General features: G+C 43.6%; 18 protein-coding genes. 3 read left to right on the top strand and 15 right to left on the bottom strand.

Going from position 1 to position 18,162, the window contains the following annotated elements; genetic code table 11:
• Nucleotides 1-134: 134 nt before the first annotated feature.
• On the top strand, nucleotides 135-2,039 hold the full coding sequence (locus D0C16_RS01235; RefSeq protein ID WP_151030645.1) for a sigma 54-interacting transcriptional regulator: 1,905 nt from the start codon (nucleotides 135-137) through the stop codon (nucleotides 2,037-2,039).
• Between the two features lie 71 nt (nucleotides 2,040-2,110).
• On the opposite strand, the gene D0C16_RS01230 is transcribed toward D0C16_RS01235, so the two are convergent.
• The 4 genes from D0C16_RS01230 to D0C16_RS01215 all read right to left on the bottom strand — a co-directional run bounded on the left by D0C16_RS01230 (nucleotide 2,111) and on the right by D0C16_RS01215 (nucleotide 4,860).
• Complete coding sequence (locus D0C16_RS01230) at nucleotides 2,111-2,644, bottom strand: DUF4124 domain-containing protein (RefSeq protein WP_191968624.1); 534 nt, start codon at nucleotides 2,642-2,644, stop codon at nucleotides 2,111-2,113.
• A 62-nt stretch (nucleotides 2,645-2,706) separates the two neighbouring features.
• Nucleotides 2,707-3,303: a YdeI family protein gene (locus D0C16_RS01225; protein ID WP_225318860.1), complete on the bottom strand. Its 597-nt coding sequence runs from the start codon at nucleotides 3,301-3,303 to the stop codon at nucleotides 2,707-2,709.
• Between the two features lie 83 nt (nucleotides 3,304-3,386).
• On the bottom strand, nucleotides 3,387-3,788 hold the full coding sequence (locus D0C16_RS01220; RefSeq protein WP_151030643.1) for a hypothetical protein: 402 nt from the start codon (nucleotides 3,786-3,788) through the stop codon (nucleotides 3,387-3,389).
• Between the two features lie 667 nt (nucleotides 3,789-4,455).
• On the bottom strand, nucleotides 4,456-4,860 hold the full coding sequence (locus D0C16_RS01215) for a hypothetical protein (RefSeq protein ID WP_151030642.1): 405 nt from the start codon (nucleotides 4,858-4,860) through the stop codon (nucleotides 4,456-4,458).
• Here D0C16_RS01215 and D0C16_RS01210 point away from each other — a divergent pair.
• Nucleotides 4,859-5,881, top strand: coding sequence for an IS110 family transposase (locus D0C16_RS01210; protein WP_151030641.1), 1,023 nt, complete (start codon nucleotides 4,859-4,861; stop codon nucleotides 5,879-5,881). The two genes, D0C16_RS01215 and D0C16_RS01210, sit on opposite strands and share 2 nt — an antisense overlap.
• A 453-nt stretch (nucleotides 5,882-6,334) precedes the next feature.
• Here the strand turns inward: D0C16_RS01210 and D0C16_RS01205 are convergent, their stop codons facing one another.
• From D0C16_RS01205 to D0C16_RS01165, 10 genes are all read right to left on the bottom strand, one after another.
• Nucleotides 6,335-6,919: a hypothetical protein gene (locus D0C16_RS01205; protein ID WP_151030640.1), complete on the bottom strand. Its 585-nt coding sequence runs from the start codon at nucleotides 6,917-6,919 to the stop codon at nucleotides 6,335-6,337.
• 177 nt (nucleotides 6,920-7,096) lie between these two features.
• Nucleotides 7,097-8,683: an IS1182 family transposase gene (locus D0C16_RS01200; protein ID WP_151030639.1), complete on the bottom strand. Its 1,587-nt coding sequence runs from the start codon at nucleotides 8,681-8,683 to the stop codon at nucleotides 7,097-7,099.
• Between the two features lie 208 nt (nucleotides 8,684-8,891).
• Entirely contained in the window at nucleotides 8,892-9,734 is an 843-nt protein-coding gene (locus D0C16_RS01195) for an IS3 family transposase (protein ID WP_225319011.1), read from the bottom strand.
• The gene (locus D0C16_RS01190) at nucleotides 9,731-10,060 is read right to left on the bottom strand and encodes a transposase (RefSeq protein ID WP_225318859.1); all 330 of its coding nucleotides are present in this window, start codon (nucleotides 10,058-10,060) and stop codon (nucleotides 9,731-9,733) included. The genes D0C16_RS01195 and D0C16_RS01190 overlap by 4 nt, the downstream gene beginning before the upstream one ends.
• A 93-nt stretch (nucleotides 10,061-10,153) precedes the next feature.
• Nucleotides 10,154-10,435 carry a hypothetical protein gene (locus tag D0C16_RS01185; RefSeq protein ID WP_151030637.1) on the bottom strand — a complete coding sequence of 94 codons (282 nt, stop codon included), beginning with the start codon at nucleotides 10,433-10,435 and terminating at the stop codon, nucleotides 10,154-10,156.
• Nucleotides 10,436-10,570: 135 nt separating this feature from the next.
• Nucleotides 10,571-11,389, bottom strand: a complete 819-nt coding sequence (locus D0C16_RS01180; RefSeq protein ID WP_151030636.1) for a hypothetical protein — start codon at nucleotides 11,387-11,389, stop codon at nucleotides 10,571-10,573.
• Between the two features lie 178 nt (nucleotides 11,390-11,567).
• Nucleotides 11,568-13,154 carry an IS1182 family transposase gene (locus D0C16_RS01175; RefSeq protein ID WP_151030635.1) on the bottom strand — a complete coding sequence of 529 codons (1,587 nt, stop codon included), beginning with the start codon at nucleotides 13,152-13,154 and terminating at the stop codon, nucleotides 11,568-11,570.
• A gap of 730 nt (nucleotides 13,155-13,884) precedes the next feature.
• The gene (locus D0C16_RS24310; protein WP_225318858.1) at nucleotides 13,885-14,301 is read right to left on the bottom strand and encodes a hypothetical protein; all 417 of its coding nucleotides are present in this window, start codon (nucleotides 14,299-14,301) and stop codon (nucleotides 13,885-13,887) included.
• Nucleotides 14,302-14,433: 132 nt separating this feature from the next.
• On the bottom strand, nucleotides 14,434-14,856 hold the full coding sequence (locus tag D0C16_RS01170; RefSeq protein WP_151030634.1) for a hypothetical protein: 423 nt from the start codon (nucleotides 14,854-14,856) through the stop codon (nucleotides 14,434-14,436).
• A gap of 563 nt (nucleotides 14,857-15,419) precedes the next feature.
• Nucleotides 15,420-15,983, bottom strand: coding sequence for a histidine phosphatase family protein (locus tag D0C16_RS01165; RefSeq protein ID WP_151030633.1), 564 nt, complete (start codon nucleotides 15,981-15,983; stop codon nucleotides 15,420-15,422).
• 141 nt (nucleotides 15,984-16,124) lie between these two features.
• Between D0C16_RS01165 and D0C16_RS01160 the strand changes: the two genes are divergently transcribed.
• Nucleotides 16,125-17,144, top strand: a complete 1,020-nt coding sequence (locus D0C16_RS01160; protein ID WP_151030556.1) for an IS110 family transposase — start codon at nucleotides 16,125-16,127, stop codon at nucleotides 17,142-17,144.
• A gap of 405 nt (nucleotides 17,145-17,549) precedes the next feature.
• On the opposite strand, the gene D0C16_RS01155 is transcribed toward D0C16_RS01160, so the two are convergent.
• Nucleotides 17,550-17,867, bottom strand: a complete 318-nt coding sequence (locus tag D0C16_RS01155; RefSeq protein ID WP_151030632.1) for a hypothetical protein — start codon at nucleotides 17,865-17,867, stop codon at nucleotides 17,550-17,552.
• Between the last annotated feature and the right edge of the window lie 295 nt (nucleotides 17,868-18,162).

Here is an 18,162-nt window from a genome sequence, read left to right as displayed (position 1 = left end):
GAACAGGCTCCGTACACCCAGCCCCATTAATAATCAGGAAATTTTCACTACGCAATTGCATCGAAATACGCAAGTGCGTAGCATTAGTCTACTCACTTGCGTAGAGCAACTTACACGACACCGGACAATCCGCCATGCTAGATACAGACTCATCCGAAGAATGGGGCCGCCTTGCCTACTGGATGCGCAATGCCGCATTCGAGCAGTGCCCGGAGCCGTTAATGCTGCTTGATCCGCAGGAGAACAAATACATCGACTGCAATATCGCCGCCACTCAGATGCTGGGGTTTGATCGGCAGGAAATCTTGAAGATGCCCATCTCTTATATCCACGGGCGCGAACTGGGGCAATTGATTGTGTTTACCCAGGAAGCAATGCAACGCGGTCACGCCAAAAGCAAACGCATTTCCTGCCGGTTAAAAAATGATATGCATATCCCGGTGGAGTTATCTGCATCGCGCACCGTGATTAAAGGCCGCGAGTATTTAGTGGTATCGATTAAAGATATCGACCTTGAAGAACGCCAGCGCGATAAAGCCGAAGCCGACCGACTCGCACGCAACGGCATCCTCGAATGGAAACATTTGCGCTCTATTTTCCAGCAAGGTGAACGCGATAATTTATTAATGCTTACATCCGTAGGCGATGGGATTTATTGTGTAGACACCAACGGGCTATGCACCTTTATCAACCCCGCCGCCAAACGACTATTGGGTCGCACCGATGGCGATGTACTTGGGCAAAACATTCATTACGTGCATCACCACACCCACGATGATGGAACCCACTACCCTGTTGAAGAATGCCCGATTTACGCGGCAATTCGGGATGGCGTAGTGCACGAAGGCATTCAGGAAGTATTCTGGAAACACGACGGAACGCCCTTCCCGGTTGAATTTACCAGCACACCAATAATTTCCGATGGCAGCATTATTGGTGCGGTAGTCGTATTTCGCGATATCAGCCAACGCATAGAAACCGAAAAAAAATTGCGCGAAGCGTTAACAGAAGTTAGCGAACTAAAAGCGCGCCTTGAAGATGAAAACGCCTACTTACAGCAGGAAATTTTAAGTGAACAGCGCTATCACGGCATTATCGGCGAAAGCACAGCGATAAAACGTATTCACCAACAAATCGAGCTAGTCGCGCAAACGGAAGCTGCAGTGCTGATCACCGGCGAATCCGGCACCGGCAAAGAATTGATCGCACGCGCCATCCACGACGCCAGCAGCCGCAAAGACAAACCCATGATTCGCGTTAATTGCGCCGCAATTCCTCACGAATTATTTGAAAGTGAATTCTTTGGCCATATTCGCGGAGCATTCACCGGCGCGGTGCGCGACCGCATTGGCCGCTTTGAATTGGCCAATGGCGGCACTCTATTTTTGGATGAAGTAGGCGAAATTCCAATAGAGTTACAAAGTAAATTACTGCGAGTACTGCAAGAAGGACAACTCGAACGCGTCGGGGAAGAAAAAACCCGCAATGTCGATGTACGCATAATTGCGGCAACTAATCGGGATTTGAAAAAAGAAGCCGAAGCCCATCGCTTCCGTGAGGACTTATACTTCCGTCTAAATGTATTTCCCATCCATTCACCACCCCTGCGCGAGCGCGGCACAGATATCAATTTGCTGGCAACCCATTTCCTTGAACAAGCCAGTCAAAAATTTGGTAAAAAGGACTGCAAGCTGCGCCAGAGCGACTTAAAACCACTCCAAAGCTATAATTGGCCCGGCAATATTCGCGAGCTGCAAAATGTTATGGAACGTGCCGCCATCACCTCACAGCAAGGTCGAGTGACTATAGATTTACCACTAAGCACCAGCACACAGGAAGCTATCATCAAAGCAGAAACTGTGACAGGGGAAAATATCATTCCCGATGATGAAATGCAGGATCGAGTAAAGCGCAACATGCTTGCTGCACTTGAGCAATGCGACTGGAAATTATTTGGAGATGATGGCGCCGCCGCGCTATTGAAAATAAAACCCACAACACTGGCTTCGCGCATTAAACGGCTGGGATTGAAACAATAGAGCCCGTTATTAAGAACTTAAGGATTCGCAATTTAGGCATGACTGTTAATCACCCAAAAATACTGCAGTACCTAGTCAAAATTGTATTTCTGCCCACAGCCCGCCACATGGTTTTTATCGCTGGACATACATTGGTAAAAAGAGCGCTTAGTGGATAAGGCTGTTTTACAGTCATCTAGTGACAATTCAGCCTGGGCCTTTTTAAACGCACCGGTGGCTAACTCATATTGCTCCTGAGTAATGTAACCGCCCTCCAGGTTTTTCTTCCCCTGAGCCAACATAGTTTCGATTTGCCAATTGATATTACCCATCGCCATTTCGCAATTGAGCGGGGCCCCATCTTCGTGAACCTCCAATAGCGCCTTCTGCATACCTTGCATCATTTCCTTTACTTCGGGCGGAATTTCTTTAGTGGGCGCTGCTTGGGAGTTTATCGCGCCTTTATAGTTTTTAACTTCCACTTTGGCCTCCTTGTCCTTAGGCGGCGTCGAGCTAAAATGCACCTTGCCATCCTTGTCAGTCCATTTATAAACCTCACCGGCAAAACCCGGAACGCTGACTAGCATCAACAATATAAGAAATGTTCGATAAATATTAGCAAACATTTTCACGCCCCTCGATTCACCCTGCATTTTATAGCCTAAGCAGTTGAATGATTAACCCAGCATTAGTCATTCAACCCTAGCCCGTCAAAAATCATGGGAATGCATTTTTCAACTCTGGACTCCCGGGTTTTGGATTGCTTGGCAGAGGAAAAGTGTAGCAGGTATCCACGTTGCCGGCCCGGTGTAAGCGCTTCAAATGCGTCTTTTAAACCAGGTGTTTTATCCAGCTTTTGCTGGAATTCCTCCGGAACTAAAAATTCTTCCGTCTTTTTAAACTCTACACTCAAGCCTGCCTTTTCGACGTCAATAGCTGCCCGAATATAGGCTTTTATCGTAGCTTTCATTTTTTTGATTTGCGCAGCACTGGTAAAACGAATTTGCCGTGCAGCCTGCACATTTTCGGTTTGCTGAACCAAAATATTTTGGGGATCACCAACCAACGCGCCTTTAAAAAAAAGGATCGCACAATACTCCTTGAAACCGTGAATCAACACCACATTGGCATTATCCAATGTGTAACACGGCTGCCCCCATTTCAGGTCTTCGTTTAAATCGCAGCTTAGTGCAATTTCACGCAGCAGCGCAAATTCCTCTTGCCAGCTTTTGGCTTTCGTCATAAATGCATCGACCTTGGGACTGGTTTTATTATCTTTCCTCAAGGACACCTCCTTCTTTTGTTTAAATTAAAACCCGCAACAGTTGACCGAAAAGCGTAGGTACTGTTTTTTGCCACAGCCAGTTGTTATTGCTTTCTATTCAATGAGGAGCCAATAAAAATGATTGTAGCCATGGTTGCTGTATTTCCGAAAAGTGATGATACATAAGTAATTACAAATGTTAGAGGATCAAAGTTAATGATGCTATTTAAATGAATTTTAAGCATTGTAGATGTGAGTGCAGTTATAAGACCTGCTCCCATTAAATATATCCATAATTTATGATTTCTATAAACAATATATTCAATAACCGGCACGTCAATTTTGCCGCGAAATTTGTAGCCTATATACAACAATGGAGCTACCAGTATGAGAACGGCAAAAATCTTTAGCAAATCATTATCCATTGTTAAATACGGAAGTAAAAAAGCAAGCAAGATAGCTAAAGCACTTAATACCGCCCCATGAATAACACCTCTTAGAAACATACATTTACCATAACTTTGCTCACCGTCTGATTACTTGATTGCTAGCACTACATTGATTGTTGATTCCCACCTTGCGGTTTTTGGTTCAATCAATACCTTCTCTTTATTTAAATCAATAGGCGTCGCCCCTTCGCTCCATTGTCATTACAACAACTTCATCACTACTACGAAAGATTCCGCCAATGTGCGCTGCATTGATACTCTCGCCTTACGGGGTCACCGCTTTCGGCTTCTCTCTTATCATCAGCACGACAGCTTCCCGAGTTCATCACAAAAGCCTGATAAACGGTCACGCCTTCTTTACGCCGGTTGCCATCGAGTCAGTAAGCAGTTTTCTTCTCGATTTCTCTCAGTAGTTGTAAGGGCCACTGATTTTGACAACGGGTTAGACTTCACGACGCCTCATCAAAGGTTCACTTGCGTTCGTCTCCGTTTATCACACCTGCCGAATTTTATTCCGACTTTTCTTCAACACTCACGACAATGACTCTTTATCAATGCCGCTTGAAGTGGTTTGCTTTCACTTACTGCAAAGCGAATGCGGTGGCCTGCCACCATCTCTTGCGAAGTTACGTAAAAGTGTGGACGCTACGCGACCCCACCAATTTACTCTCGGCACACATTACAAACTGTCCAGCGGACGAAGTGCGCGTGTTGGAGCACTTTGTTATGTGCCTTCTACTGTGTTGACTATATGAACAATTAAAATGTGGCCGCCTACCAAATAGCTAGCGCACCAAGTATTTTTCAACCCGTTTACAGCAACAGGCTGTTTGTCTGGCTCATGGACTTGAGCAATTAAATTGGACCAATCTTTTTTTGAAACGTCAGTAAAAACACTAAAATCAAAAGTCTCTGCCCAACTCAAAATAGCCGCACTTAAACTCCCTGCCTGATGCTGAGATATAAAAGTTCCACCATCAAAATCAACTAGGAACGTGAATAATTCCTTCACTTTAAGATGAACTCCCATTTCACATAACGAATGATATGAACTCCCCCTCTTAACACGCAGCCCTGTGCCGGCGTAAATTATCGGTGATGTCACAACCACCAGAGGAGCGATTTCCATGAATCTTACAGCACTCGGTATTGATTTGGCGAAAACTTCTTTTAGCTTGGTCGGCATGGATCAGCACGGCAAGGTCGTATTACGCAAAACGCTCAGTCGAGCCAAACTGCTGCCGTTTATTGCACAGTGCCCGACCTGCTTGATTGGTATGGAAGCCTGTAGTGGCGCACACTATTGGGCGCGGGAATTTACCAAACTGGGTCACAAGGTTGGCATTATCGCCAGCAAATTTATCGCCCCCTTTCGCAAAGGCGGCAAGAATGACAACAACGACGCCGAAGCCATTTGTGAAGCCGTTGGTCGTGCGAACATTTGGTTTATCCCGATCAAAACCGCCGAGCAACAAGCACAACTTTGTGTACATCGGGTTCGCCAGGGCTTGGTTTCCGAGCGCACAGCACTGATTAATCAATTGCGCGGATTGTTGAGCGAGTTTGGCATCGTCATGCCCAAGGGGCGCTATCCCGCACAACGGGAAATTCCACTTATTTTGGAAGATGCCAACAACGGTTTACCCATGCTCGCACGGCAAATGATTAGTAATCTGTGGGATCGCATCAAAATCGCCAACGAACAAGTCCTGTTTTATGACCGCGAACTTCACAAGCAAGCGCATCATCATCCGGTTGCAAAACGGTTGCTCACCATCCCGGGCGTAGGCGAGCAAGTTGCATCCGCCGTTGTTGCAAGCGTACCAGATCCATCGTTGTTTAAAGATTCCCGCCAGTTTGCAGCATGGTTCGGATTGGTTCCCAGGCAACACACAACCGGTGGAAATGTACGGTTAGGCCGCATTACCAAACAAGGAGATCGCTACCTGCGAATGTGTTTGGTGCACGACGCACGTTCGGTGCTTGCCAACCTGAAAGACAAGCAAGATAAAATCAGTTGCTGGGCGCGCGAATTAATTGCACGGCGAGGCTATCTGCGTGCGGTAGTCGCAATGGCAGCAAGAAACGCACGACTTATTTGGACGCTGATGGTTAAGCAGGAAGATTACAAAGTCATAGCGGCCAATTAAAACAACCGCAAAGAAAATCAAAAACTATCGAGAGTGATTAGAAATGAAAAAGCGACAGCAAAAGCGGTAATCAGTAAAGGTTAAAACGAGTTAAGTGCTATTCATCACCGAAGAGTGAATAGCAACCCACCGAGTCCTGCGACGGTAGCAGATGACAATCAGGTCAGACCGGGGGAGCCAAAGCCTGTTTATCGTGGTGATCATCAAGATCGTCTAACGAATGAGGCAGCTCCCAGCGAATACTCATCTTGGTTCAGGCAATTTTATTGCCACAAGTAAACCGAATGTAGAGATGCAGTCTATATCTGAACGTCAAAAGTAGCCTTAGCTTGACACTTGGGGGAGTTCACGTTGCGTTCACCTGCGAATTGTAAGTAGCGCGTTGCGATAAACTTAGCGCAGCGATATTGCATAAGCGCTACTTACAATTCGTCTGGTGCAATGCTTTGTTAACTATTTTGGTTTGAAATAGGAATTTAGGCGATTCGAATTTAGGGGAAACATTTTTTCATACGATTCTATATAGTTTGAAAAAAACCATTTGCATTCTTCTTTTTTTACCTTTTCAGTGGAACTGTTATTACTTAAGCAAACTTCCATTTCTTTCGGTGGATACTCATTTTTAGAGGCATGAATATATATTTTGTTCACGGATGGATTATTAAAACAGCTATAACCGAAGATAACGTTTTCAATCATGAGTTTTTCATTTCTATATAGGCTTAGGAGGATGTCAGGTGTGGCCCCACACATGCCGCTATAGGGTTCTTCTTGAGTTGCTACAATTCTATATTCGCCTCCAGCAAATTTGCATTTAATGTCAAGCTTATGAGGGCTATAGAATCCGCTTTCTTCAAAAATCTGGTATACGTTTTTAACTGGCACATCGATGGCAGTATTATGAACAAACTGGTGCGATATATCTAAGAATCCAGCTTCAGGAATGCATGCAATACGTAGAAATTGATAATCATAATCGGCGTATGTATTATTTGAAATAACCATAGCAAGTAAAAATATTGAAAAAAGCTTCTTCATTGTTTCACCCTAGTTAACGAAGCCGTAGAAAAACCCAATAACCACTGAATTTACTTACAGCTAATTGATTAATAATTAATTAGCCAACTTTGCCTAACTGTTCTTGGATTTTCAATTGCTCTTATTCATTAATTGCGTTGCGCTTTGAAAAAGCGAGTTGTTTGCCTATATTCGTTCTTATTTTCGCTTCGCGTTGGTCAAATCACCATAATTCGCGAGCTTTTCTATATTGTGGATCATACAAAACAACTGCCATTGCCCCTGAACTTTGGCTTTGCCACGTAGACTGAATCGCTTTAGCCCTTTGTTTGTGCCGATATTAGCGAACACAGGCTCAACCGTGGACATGCGATGACTATAAACCATTTTGCCAAATTCGCTATCGACCCGAGACTTCATCCATTCGGTATATTTGTTTTTGGTTTCCTTATCAATAATAAAGGACACCTGCCGCCCATGCCCGGTTCGATCATTGGCTGAATCCGGGTTTTGCATGCACTGTTCCTTTAGCGGGCATACCCGACACTTACTGAGCCTTCCCTCAAAATACAACTTTTGATGTTTGCCATAACGATCCGTCCCTTCACGCTTTAACCACATGGTTTCCCCTGCTGGGCAAATGCAGGTTTTTGTCGATGCATCAAAGTGGAATTCACTAGCCGGAATGACTTCTTTATAACGGGTTTTGATTTTCTTGATGGGCTGGCGCTTGCCATATTTCGCTTTCTGCTCAGCAAATTTGGGATCGCGGCTGCGAAAATTATTATCTGGAATATAGGCATTAATTTTATGGGTGTAGAGGTATTCCATATTGGCCTCATTAGCAAAGCCGGTGTCCGCTGTAACCAGTGTCTGCTTGCGATAGATATTGTGCGCAATTTTCAGTTTTTGGTACCGCACCTTAATACTTTCAATAACAGGCTGTAAGGTGTGGTGTTCCTGGCCCGCGCCAAAAGCTTGCGCATCAATAATGATCTGGTGCTTTTTATCAACTGCTGCAATACCGTTGTAACCCTGGATGGTACCTTTGCTGGTCGTCATCTTGGCTGATTCATTATCGGTAATATTGCTTTTTACTTCAGTCGGCCGTTTCGCCTGCCCCATCCGTGGGGCTGCTGTCTTTAGGAATTTATCAATCTTATCGTGCGCTTTACTTAAGGTTTCGATTGTCTGGGCGGTGCGCCTTTGCTTTTCTGCATCGGCAGATTCGGTTTTATCGATACGGCGGTGCTCCCGCATATGGTGCCGAATCAACTTTTTTAATTTGGCGCGTTTCTGCTGCAATTCTTTAAATGTTCCCGACCATTCCTTGGAGGCGTTAGAGGACATTTTGCAACCATCAATCGCAAACAGCTCATTGCCCAATAATCCTTGCTCATGACACACCAACAGAATTTGTTCGAACAGCGCTTCAATCGCTTGCGGATGACTACTGATAAAACTGGCGATAGTAGTGAAATGAGGAACGGTATCGCAAGAAAGCGCTTTAAAAATAATATTGTTCGTACAACACCACTCAATTTCGCGGCTAGACGTAATACCTTTGGAGTAAGCGAATAACACAACACTGAGTAAAATGGCAGGGTTATACGCAGGCCTACCGCCATCTTTATTGTTGTAAGCGTAATCAAAGATAGAAAGATCGAGCTTTTCATGAATCAAATAATGAATAGCGTGCTCGAAGGTGCCGGGTTGCAACTGGTCGCGAAAATTAATCACCACCATCGCATTTTGATCATGATTGTAAGGAATAAACTTTGGCATAAGCGCACTCCTGAGGGGATGCGCCATTTTAACGAAAAACAATCGATTTTTGGGGTTTTTCTACAGCTTCAACGCCGTGCTCAACGGCAGTTTGTAAGTCGTGGTTTTGTGGATTACTTTTGCGCAGCAAAACCACAAAGCCGCGACTTACAAACTGTCCAGCGCACGAAGTGCGGGAACCTAACCCGCATTTGCACACACCTATTTGTTAGCAACTCATTCTAGCCTCAAATTCATGAGGTGATAAATACCCAATTGATGAATGAGAGCGATCATAATTGTAGTAGCGCATATACTCCGCAACAATTCCGCGCAGTTGCTCTACTGTTTCAAGCACTGATCGCTTAATACGTTCAGTTTTAAATTGCTGAAAGAATGACTCCATAAACGCATTGTCATTCATCGTCTTCGCTCTATTCATGCTTTGCAAAATACCGCACTGCTCAAGCCGCTTCCGGTAATCGCCAGCCATGTATTCCACGCCCCTATCCGAGTGAAAAATTAACTCCGGATGATAACCGCGATTTCTCACGGCGCGCTGCAAGGCAGACAAAGCCAATTGTGCATCGCGCTTATCACTCAACGACCAGGATATGATTCGCCGGCTAAAGCGATCCATAATGACACAGAGGTACTGCCAGCTTCCATCGCGCATTTTCAGGTAAGTTACATCCCCCACCCATAGCTGGTTAGGGCGAGAGACCTCTACTCCAACAATTCTGCACGGCACGCGATTAATATAACTATACAGGCCTGGGCGAGACCTATAGATACGTGCTTTGATGGCCTTTAAACCGCGCTCTCGCATTAATCGAGCAACCCGCTTCTGACCTACTCGTATGCCCGCTTTGCGCAGCTCCTGCATGATTTTAGGACTACCATAGCAGCCATCATGCCGATTGAAGATCTTCACAATTGACTCCAACAATTCGCCATCTTCAATCCGACGATTAGAAATTCCGCGTCGTCGCCACGCGTTATAGCCATCCCTCGTTACGCTGTATACACGACATATGAGTGCAATAGAGTGAAGATCCCGGTTTCTATCTATGAACTCGAAGACTTCCCCTTTGGTTGCAAAGAGAACTGGATGGCTTTTTTTAAAAGGGAATGCTCCTCCTTCAGGAGGTTGTGCTCACGCTCAAGCTTGCGCAGGCGCTTTAGTTCTGACTTGAGCTCAGGATCTATATTGATATCTTTCTTCTTTGCCATGATTTGGCCTCGTCGCATTTCCATACGCCAACGATATAGCATGACCTCATGGATATCGAGCGCCTCGGCGACATGAGTGGCCTTTATGCCTGGGATTTCGCTTAAAGCGACGGCAGTAGCCTTAAAGTTATCGTCGTAAAAATTGTAGTGCTTTCTTCTGGCCATAATTACCTCCACATTGATTAGATGGAGGTGTGTTCAAAAGCGGGTTAGGTTCCCTGCGATGCTGCAACGATTTGTTATGTTGTACTTTAGTGTTTAATTTTTTTGAATTTCAATGGGAGATAGTTCCGCGATGAGAACCTTCATACCCTCTTCTTTAAATTCAACAATTAAAGTATGGCTTTCTTCATTCTTATGAATTTCTTCAACTTTGCCAACACCAAACTTAGAATGGCTTATTGTGGAGCCAATATAAACAGTACCCAAACCGTTAATATCCGCAGAACCTTGTTCATTTAGTATAAATTTCATAAACCCAAAGTACAAAAACACAACAATAAGAAAGATACCTAAGACACCAGCAAACACTTTAGTCATTTAGATTATCCGGAGAACACAACGCCCGTATAAGCTGTGGTATTTGTGTTCTGGAATTTTGCCATAAAATGAGCGAAATAGAATGGCAAAATGCCAGAACACAAATACCATCAGCTTGATGCGATTGTTAATAATTTAGTAGGGCGCTTCATTAGCTTGAAATTTATAGTTATTAAAGTCATGGATTAGATGCTCGTTTAAATTGCCACATTCAGAAGTTAAATCTATGTACTTAAGCTGTCCAGATTTTGTGAAGTATATATTGCCGTTTATGGCGTCACCGCACTCCCATTCGTCTGTATAGAAAACAACTTTTTCATTATAAATTATTGTGTGCTCTTCCCACTCGGTCTTTTTAGCTGGGTATTTACTCACTAGACCTTTATAAAGCACTTTTCCTTCGGAGAGTATTTTGGAAAAAACAATTGTAGTATGGCGTTTTTCATGTTCTATACGTTTTTCATATTTCCAACCAAGACGAAGTAGCCTTTCAATATACACACCTTTAACACCGTACATACAATGTTCATCTTCCTTCGAAAGGCACGTCACTTCACTACTTTTGAATAGAAAACGTGAAGGGTTAAAAAATATTTCATTTAGGACATATTCTGTTTCAGAAACAAAGAGACCGCCACCACCCATTTCTGGAACTTCAGTATATAATTCTATGGCCTTAATATAAGGCGCTTTAGAAACCGCCGCCCAAATTCCTCCAGTCTCAGACTCCCATTTGCAGTTCATTGCAGCATATAAAAAATATTTTCCGTCTGGTGAAAGACTAGATCTATGTTCATAAATACGTCCGTAGAACCACTGGCCCAGCTTAATTTCATTCGATGCAACGTTCCAACCAAATGTAGCAACATGCCTTGTGGGACCTCGTCGCAAAATCACCGCAGAAGCCAAATTTTCAGCAAATATTATATGGAGTCTCGGGGCAATAATTCTCAAGTGCATTCCTTACATTAACGAAGCCGTAGAAAAACCCAATAACCACTGAATTTACTTACAGCTAATTGATTAATAATTAATTAGCCAACTTTGCCTAACTGTTCTTGGATTTTCAATTGCTCTTATTCATTAATTGCGTTGCGCTTTGAAAAAGCGAGTTGTTTGCCTATATTCGTTCTTATTTTCGCTTCGCGTTGGTCAAATCACCATAATTCGCGAGCTTTTCTATATTGTGGATCATACAAAACAACTGCCATTGCCCCTGAACTTTGGCTTTGCCACGTAGACTGAAGCGCTTTAGCCCTTTGTTTGTGCCGATATTAGCGAACACAGGCTCAACCGTGGACATGCGATGACTATAAACCATTTTGCCAAATTCGCTATCGACCCGAGACTTCATCCATTCGGTATATTTGTTTTTGGTTTCCTTATCAATAATAAAGGACACCTGCCGCCCATGCCCGGTTCGATCATTGGCTGAATCCGGGTTTTGCATGCACTGTTCCTTTAGCGGGCATACCCGGCACTTGCTGAGCCTTCCTTCAAAATACAACTTTTGATGTTTGCCATAACGATCCGCCCCTTCGCGCTTTAACCACATGGTTTCCCCTGCTGGGCAAATGCAGGTTTTTGTCGATGCATCAAAGTGGAATTCACTAGCCGGAATGACTTCTTTATAACGGGTTTTTATTTTCTTGATGGGCTTGCGCTTGCCATATTTCGCTTTCTGCTCAGCAAATTTTGGGTCGCGACTGCGAAAATTATTATCTGGAATATAAGCATTAATTTTATGGGTGTAGAGGTATTCCATATTGGCCTCATTAGCAAAGCCAGTGTCCGCTGTAACCAGTGTCTGCTTGCGATAGATATTGTGCGCAAATTTCAGTTTTTGGTAACGCACCTTAATACTTTCAATAACAGGCTGTAAGGTGTGGTGCTCCTGGCCTGCGCCAAAGGCTTGGGCATCAATAATGATCTGGTGCTTTTTATCAACTGCTGCAATACCGTTGTAACCCTGGACGGTACCTTTGCTGGTCGTCATCTTGGCTGATTCATTATCGGTAATATTGCTTTTTACTTCAGTCGGCCGTTTCGCCTGCCCCATCCGTGGGGCTGCTGTCTTTAGGAATTTATCAATCTTATCGTGCGCTTTACTTAAGGTTTCGATTGTCTGGGCGGTGCGCCTTTGCTTTTCTGCATCGGCAGATTCGGTTTTATCGATACGGCGGTGCTCCCGCATATGGTGCCGAATCAACTTTTTTAATTTGGCGCGTTTCTGCTGCAATTCTTTAAATGTTCCCGACCATTCCTTGGAGGCGTTAGAGGACATTTTGCAACCATCAATCGCAAACAGCTCATTGCCCAATAATCCTTGCTCATGACAAACCAACAGAATTTGTTCGAACAGCGCTTCAATCGCTTGCGGATGACTACTGATAAAACTGGCGATAGTAGTGAAATGAGGAACGGTATCGCAAGAAAGCGCTTTAAAAATAATATTGTTCGTACAGCACCACTCAATTTCGCGGCTGGACGTAATACCTTTGGAGTAAGCGAACAACACAACACTGAGTAAAATGGCAGGGTTATACGCAGGCCTACCGCCATCTTTGTTGTTGTAAGCGTAATCAAAGATAGAAAGATCGAGCTTTTCATGAATCAAGTAATGAATAGCGTGCTCGAAGGTGCCGGGTTGCAACTGGTCGCGAAAATTAATCACCACCATCGCATTTTGATCATGATTGTAAGGAATAAACTTTGGCATAAGCGCACTCCTGAGGGGATGCGCCATTTTAACGAAAAACAATCGATTTTTGGGGTTTTTCTACAGCTTCAACGCCAAGTTCAGCGGCAGTTTGTAAGTTGTGTGTTGTGGAATACTTTTGCGAAGCAAAACCACATAAGCGCAACTTACAAACTGTCCAGCCACGAAGTGGCGTGCTGCAACGCCTTGTTAGAAATATTTTCAAATTTAATATATTAATAAATGTTAGCTAACTTTATTATATGATACTGATAAATAGAAACTAGCATAACTATTCTTTGAGCTTATAGTGCTGATGTGTATGAATTAAATAGAGCCATACAATGGCCAATACAAATATTAGTGTATAAACAGAGTAACCTAGAATGCTTTTAGCATTAAAGCCAAAAAATCCGGCAAGAGAAATGAAACAAACTCCAAACATAACCATTATTTCAAAAATTGTTTCTAGCTTAAACCTTACTAGCTCCAGTTCTGAGCTGCAGGTGTTACAAAAATATTTCGGTTCCCGTTGATTTAATATTCCACTTCGAACATTTGAAGTCTCGATTCTTGGCCCACGCCAAGAAATCCTGGCTTTACAGTAAGGACAATAGTCGCTCATACTTTCCCTTTCTAACGCCGCTATAAACGGTGGTTTTTAAGTTGCACTTTTTCCATAAAATGGAGCGAAGCGGAATGGAAAAAGTGCAACTTAAAAACCATCCGTTTGATTGTTTTGTTAGCCACCCTAATTAAACGCTAAGCGCCATAGGATAATTGAAACGATAACAACAGCAAGGAATATACTTGCTACTATTTTTACATCTTCTTTTGTTATTGGATTTCCGAACTTCTCTATTAAGTTAAATTCTGACTCCCCATATTTAGGTGAGCAGAAGCGGGTAAGAAGAATAAATAGACCTGAAAATAGTAGCACTGCAATTAACTTTCCGATGCCTTGACCAAAGCTTGATTCAAGGAAATTAGTTATTTTAGTTCCGAAGAATATTGCCAAAAAAAACACGATAAAAATAACCCAAGGTTGCCCCTTGCTAGTTAATATACGCTTCTCTAGGTGCCGTGCCCCGCAATTCTTGCAGTCAATATATTCGCGAATTCTATACTTGCTAAGAGAAATTTCAGTATGGCAATTTTTACATTTCATAAGATTGGCTAACGCCGCGTACAACGGCAGTTTGTAAGTCGTGGTTTTGTGGATTACTTTTGCGCAGCAAAACCACAAAACTGCGACTTACAAACTGTCCAGCGCACAAAGTGCGCGGGTTGATACGCTTTGTTATGGCTGCCTTTGTTTTTGAAAACCTCGAAGCCATTTATTTATTTCTAAAAACCCAAAACCAAGAATATATAGCAAAAAAAGCCACGGCAAAGGAATAGTGTTATTTGTTAATGAGAATGCTGGATAAATAGGGCAATAATATACTGTAACAGTGTTATCAGAATTTAAGCCAATATTCCCATAGCCTTTATAGGTTTTTTCTTTAACTGTGTAATGATATGAAGCGAAATTAAAAACCGTGTTTGAGCCTTTAAAATTTGAAACTCCAAATTTACTCACCCCATTGTAGCCGTTCTGGCTTAGTGAAAAATTTGATTTTTCAACTATAACTGCGGGTGCAGACGGCCAAAAAATTGCATATAAACTCAACACGAGCCACGTCGATGCAACTGTTAAAATTAGCTTTCCCAGAAATCTCATTCTCACTTTCCATAACGCTGAGTTAAAGGGCAGTTTGTAAGTTGCGCATAGCGATAAACTTCGCGCGGCGATTCGCTAAATGCGCAACTTACAAACTGTCCAGCGCACGAAGTGCGCGACTTTGAACGATTTGTTACACAAACGGGCTCATTGATTAAACCGCACCTGCAAAGCCTGTCGAACCAACAGGTGACCACAAAATACGATGCCCTTCCCGCTTGCGAAACGCTTAATTCTACTGCGTTATTCGGAGGGATAAACTAGCCCGAAAATAACGCGAAGCTGTTATTTTTTAGTGCCTATAAATGGCAGGCCGCTCAAATTGACCACAATATTGACGGCGACGGAGCAGTGTTGTTTAAAAACTACATTCTTGCAACAAACCACCAACTACCGAAACTTCAGACCACACAAACTGAAAAGACTAAAAATATACATGTGTAACGCCGAGTTCAGCGGCGGTTTTTAAGTTGATTTTTTGTGATACAGTGAGCGCAGCGAGCCACAAAAAAGCGACTTAAAAGCCGTCCAAGGAGCGAAGCGACTGGTGCTGCAACGACTTGTTATGCTTCACACTCTAAAACACCAAACTCCCAGTAATTTGAACCGACTTTCTTTGTAATTTTCCAGCCTTTCGCTACAAGGTATTTTGCAATGAAGCGGTTCAGCATGCCATGCCCTATAAATAAGACGCTACCATTTTCTTTTGCATAACTCTCAAGCAATAAAGCTGCATGTGCTGCCCTTAACTTTGCTTCTTTAAACGACTCACTGTTTTTAGAATAACCCAAAAACCAAAGGATACGAAATATTACCGCCCAATATTCTGGCTTTAGTTTAATATTAGTAATTTTGCCCCACGGCATTTCCATTTCTCGCAAATGATATTCAATTGAAGAAATTTCATTTACGCCAAGAACACTTGCTGAATTTAATGAACGCTTCAAGCTACTGCATATTACAACACTGCTGCTTTTAGCAATTTCAAGTGATTTTAATTCAGGCGTTAAATTTTTACAAAGTTCAGCAGAATTATAAGCTTCAATCCAATTTTTAAACTCTTCAGAGGTAACTGAATTTTGAGCAGGAAGCGAAGGCTTTCCATGCCTCATTAAAATTACGCGCATTTCTTAATTCCTAGAACAGCATAACGCCGCGTACAACGGCAGTTTGTAAGTTAATGGCATGGACCCCTCCCTCCCTAAACGGCATCAATGTGCCAGACTGTAATTGGTCAACAACAGTCGAACCAGGAGAGAGGAGTCACCATGAACATTACACGAATGGGCATTGATTTGGCAAAGAATGTTTTCCAATTACACGGTGTAAACGAGCACGAAAAAGTTGCTGTTCGCAAGCAACTAAAACGCGCCGAACTGCTCGAGTACTTCGCCAACAAGCCACCTATGCTAATCGGCATAGAGGCCTGCGGTGGAGCCCACTATTGGGCCCGTATGCTAAGCAAACTCGGCCATACCGTTAAAGCAATGGCCCCACAACATGTCAAAGCGTATGTAAAATCCCAAAAAAATGACAAGCGCGATGCCGAGGCGATTTGTGAAGCAGTATCGCGCCCAACAATGCGATTCGTTGCAATCAAGTCAGAAGAGCAACAAGACATGCAGGCTATTCATCGCATACGGGATAGACTCGTCAAATCTCGCACCGCACTTGCCAACGAAGTGCGCGGATTACTCGCCGAATACGGGATCGTTATCGCCCATTCCGGTGTGCCGGCCACGCGTCGCGGCTTACTACAGGCACTGGAGGATGCCGACAATGGATTAACCGCAAAAATGCGCGAAATACTCTTCGATTTGCATGAAGAGCTCGATGCAATCGACAATCGAATTCAAGGCTACGTACATAAAATCAATCAGCATTGCAGCCAGGATGAGCGAGTTCAGCGCATCATGGAGATAGAGGGCCTCGGCCCGATTAGCGCTTCTGCCATCGTCACCGCAGTCGGAGATGCCAAGCAATTTACCTGCGGCCGCGATATGGCAGCCTGGATAGGTTTGGTACCCAAGCAATACTCCAGCGGCGGCAAAGAAAAGCTAGGAGGCATCAGTAAACACGGTGACAAGTATTTGCGAACCTTATTAATTCACGGCGCCCGCTCAGCAATGCGGTGTAGCGATACTAAAACAGACAAGCGAAGCCGCTGGATCAATGCACTCATTGCTCGACGCAACAAAAATATTGCCACTGTCGCCATGGCCAATAAAAACGCACGCATCATCTGGTCAATACTGACGCGCGGCGAACGTTACCAACCCGCCGCATAAAAATACAAACCAACAAATCAAACCGTTAAAAAGTAGTTCGCGTTAACAACAAAGCAAAGATGCAAAAGCACCACCATCTTACGATTGCGTAACAAACGTTGCTGATGGAAACAGGTAAAACCGACGCACTGAAACGCCTAAAACCACAAGGGCTCACTGCTGAATAGCAAAGCCGATAAGTTGTTCGGCACAGTGCGAGCGAATCGCCATCATGGCTAGAGCAAGAAAATGCTCATTAATAAGCCGAATATATGGTTGCAGTCTTATCCTGAAAAATCAGAAACGGGTGTTGGCAAACGGGAGGAGTCCATATATGTAGTTTTGTGGATTACTTTTGCGCAGCAAAACCACAAAACTGCGACTTACAAACTGTCCAGCCACGCAGTGGCGTGTTGCTACGCTTTGTTATAAATTTTTTAAAAACACATATATAATTAGAGATAACATATAGGGCGAAGCAACGCCGAATAAAAATATTCCGAACCATTTATAATTACGAACTTCCTGATGAAACGCAGCCAAGTTATAGCGCTGCCAAAACTGTGGTCTTTTCAGTTTTCTTAAGGCAAACACTTGAATTCCAAATGCGATAAACGCACATAACCCGAAGACACCGAGTTTAGTTGGTCCGCTTACAGTGGTAAAAAGTATTACCCAGAGCATGAACATTGAAATCAAGCCAATCAAAATACCAAGTAAAAAAATCTGCCGACGCTCTGGCAATCTGGCACCCCTTTATAACATTTGTATACCGCGCATGCGCGTTATCTCTCCTAACTCGATCTCTTAGCACTTTTATATAACCCATTGAAAGCGATCAAATTTGGTGGCTACGTGGGAGATTTTATTGGGGGTATAACACGCGTGCGCATTATTCTTCCAAGGCGCGCGCGTTTTCCTGCCCGCCTTGGTATCTAAAGTGTTGAATATAGTGGCCTTTTGTAGGAATGGGAAGCGGATATTGCGCAGCGTAAAGGGCGAAAACGCGCACGGGTCTTGGGGGGATTTTAATACACTG

The organism is Cellvibrio sp. KY-GH-1 (assembly GCF_008806975.1).
Classification (GTDB): Bacteria; Pseudomonadota; Gammaproteobacteria; order Pseudomonadales; family Cellvibrionaceae; genus Cellvibrio.
This window is presented reverse-complemented; position numbering and strand designations above follow the sequence as displayed.

What these genes read in the sequence shown, in the direction of transcription:
- D0C16_RS01215 (WP_151030642.1), bottom strand. Translation starts at nt 4,860, where the DNA reads ATGGAAATCGCTCCTCTGGTGGTTGTGACATCACCGATAATTTACGCC.
- D0C16_RS24310 (WP_225318858.1), bottom strand. Translation starts at nt 14,301, where the DNA reads ATGAAATGTAAAAATTGCCATACTGAAATTTCTCTTAGCAAGTATAGA.
- D0C16_RS01220 (WP_151030643.1), bottom strand. Translation starts at nt 3,788, where the DNA reads ATGTTTCTAAGAGGTGTTATTCATGGGGCGGTATTAAGTGCTTTAGCT.
- D0C16_RS01190 (WP_225318859.1), bottom strand. Translation starts at nt 10,060, where the DNA reads ATGGCCAGAAGAAAGCACTACAATTTTTACGACGATAACTTTAAGGCT.
- D0C16_RS01185 (WP_151030637.1), bottom strand. Translation starts at nt 10,435, where the DNA reads ATGACTAAAGTGTTTGCTGGTGTCTTAGGTATCTTTCTTATTGTTGTG.
- D0C16_RS01200 (WP_151030639.1), bottom strand. Translation starts at nt 8,683, where the DNA reads ATGCCAAAGTTTATTCCTTACAATCATGATCAAAATGCGATGGTGGTG.
- D0C16_RS01170 (WP_151030634.1), bottom strand. Translation starts at nt 14,856, where the DNA reads ATGAGATTTCTGGGAAAGCTAATTTTAACAGTTGCATCGACGTGGCTC.
- D0C16_RS01160 (WP_151030556.1), top strand. Translation starts at nt 16,125, where the DNA reads ATGAACATTACACGAATGGGCATTGATTTGGCAAAGAATGTTTTCCAA.
- D0C16_RS01210 (WP_151030641.1), top strand. Translation starts at nt 4,859, where the DNA reads ATGAATCTTACAGCACTCGGTATTGATTTGGCGAAAACTTCTTTTAGC.
- D0C16_RS01235 (WP_151030645.1), top strand. Translation starts at nt 135, where the DNA reads ATGCTAGATACAGACTCATCCGAAGAATGGGGCCGCCTTGCCTACTGG.
- D0C16_RS01205 (WP_151030640.1), bottom strand. Translation starts at nt 6,919, where the DNA reads ATGAAGAAGCTTTTTTCAATATTTTTACTTGCTATGGTTATTTCAAAT.
- D0C16_RS01230 (WP_191968624.1), bottom strand. Translation starts at nt 2,644, where the DNA reads ATGTTTGCTAATATTTATCGAACATTTCTTATATTGTTGATGCTAGTC.
- D0C16_RS01165 (WP_151030633.1), bottom strand. Translation starts at nt 15,983, where the DNA reads ATGCGCGTAATTTTAATGAGGCATGGAAAGCCTTCGCTTCCTGCTCAA.
- D0C16_RS01175 (WP_151030635.1), bottom strand. Translation starts at nt 13,154, where the DNA reads ATGCCAAAGTTTATTCCTTACAATCATGATCAAAATGCGATGGTGGTG.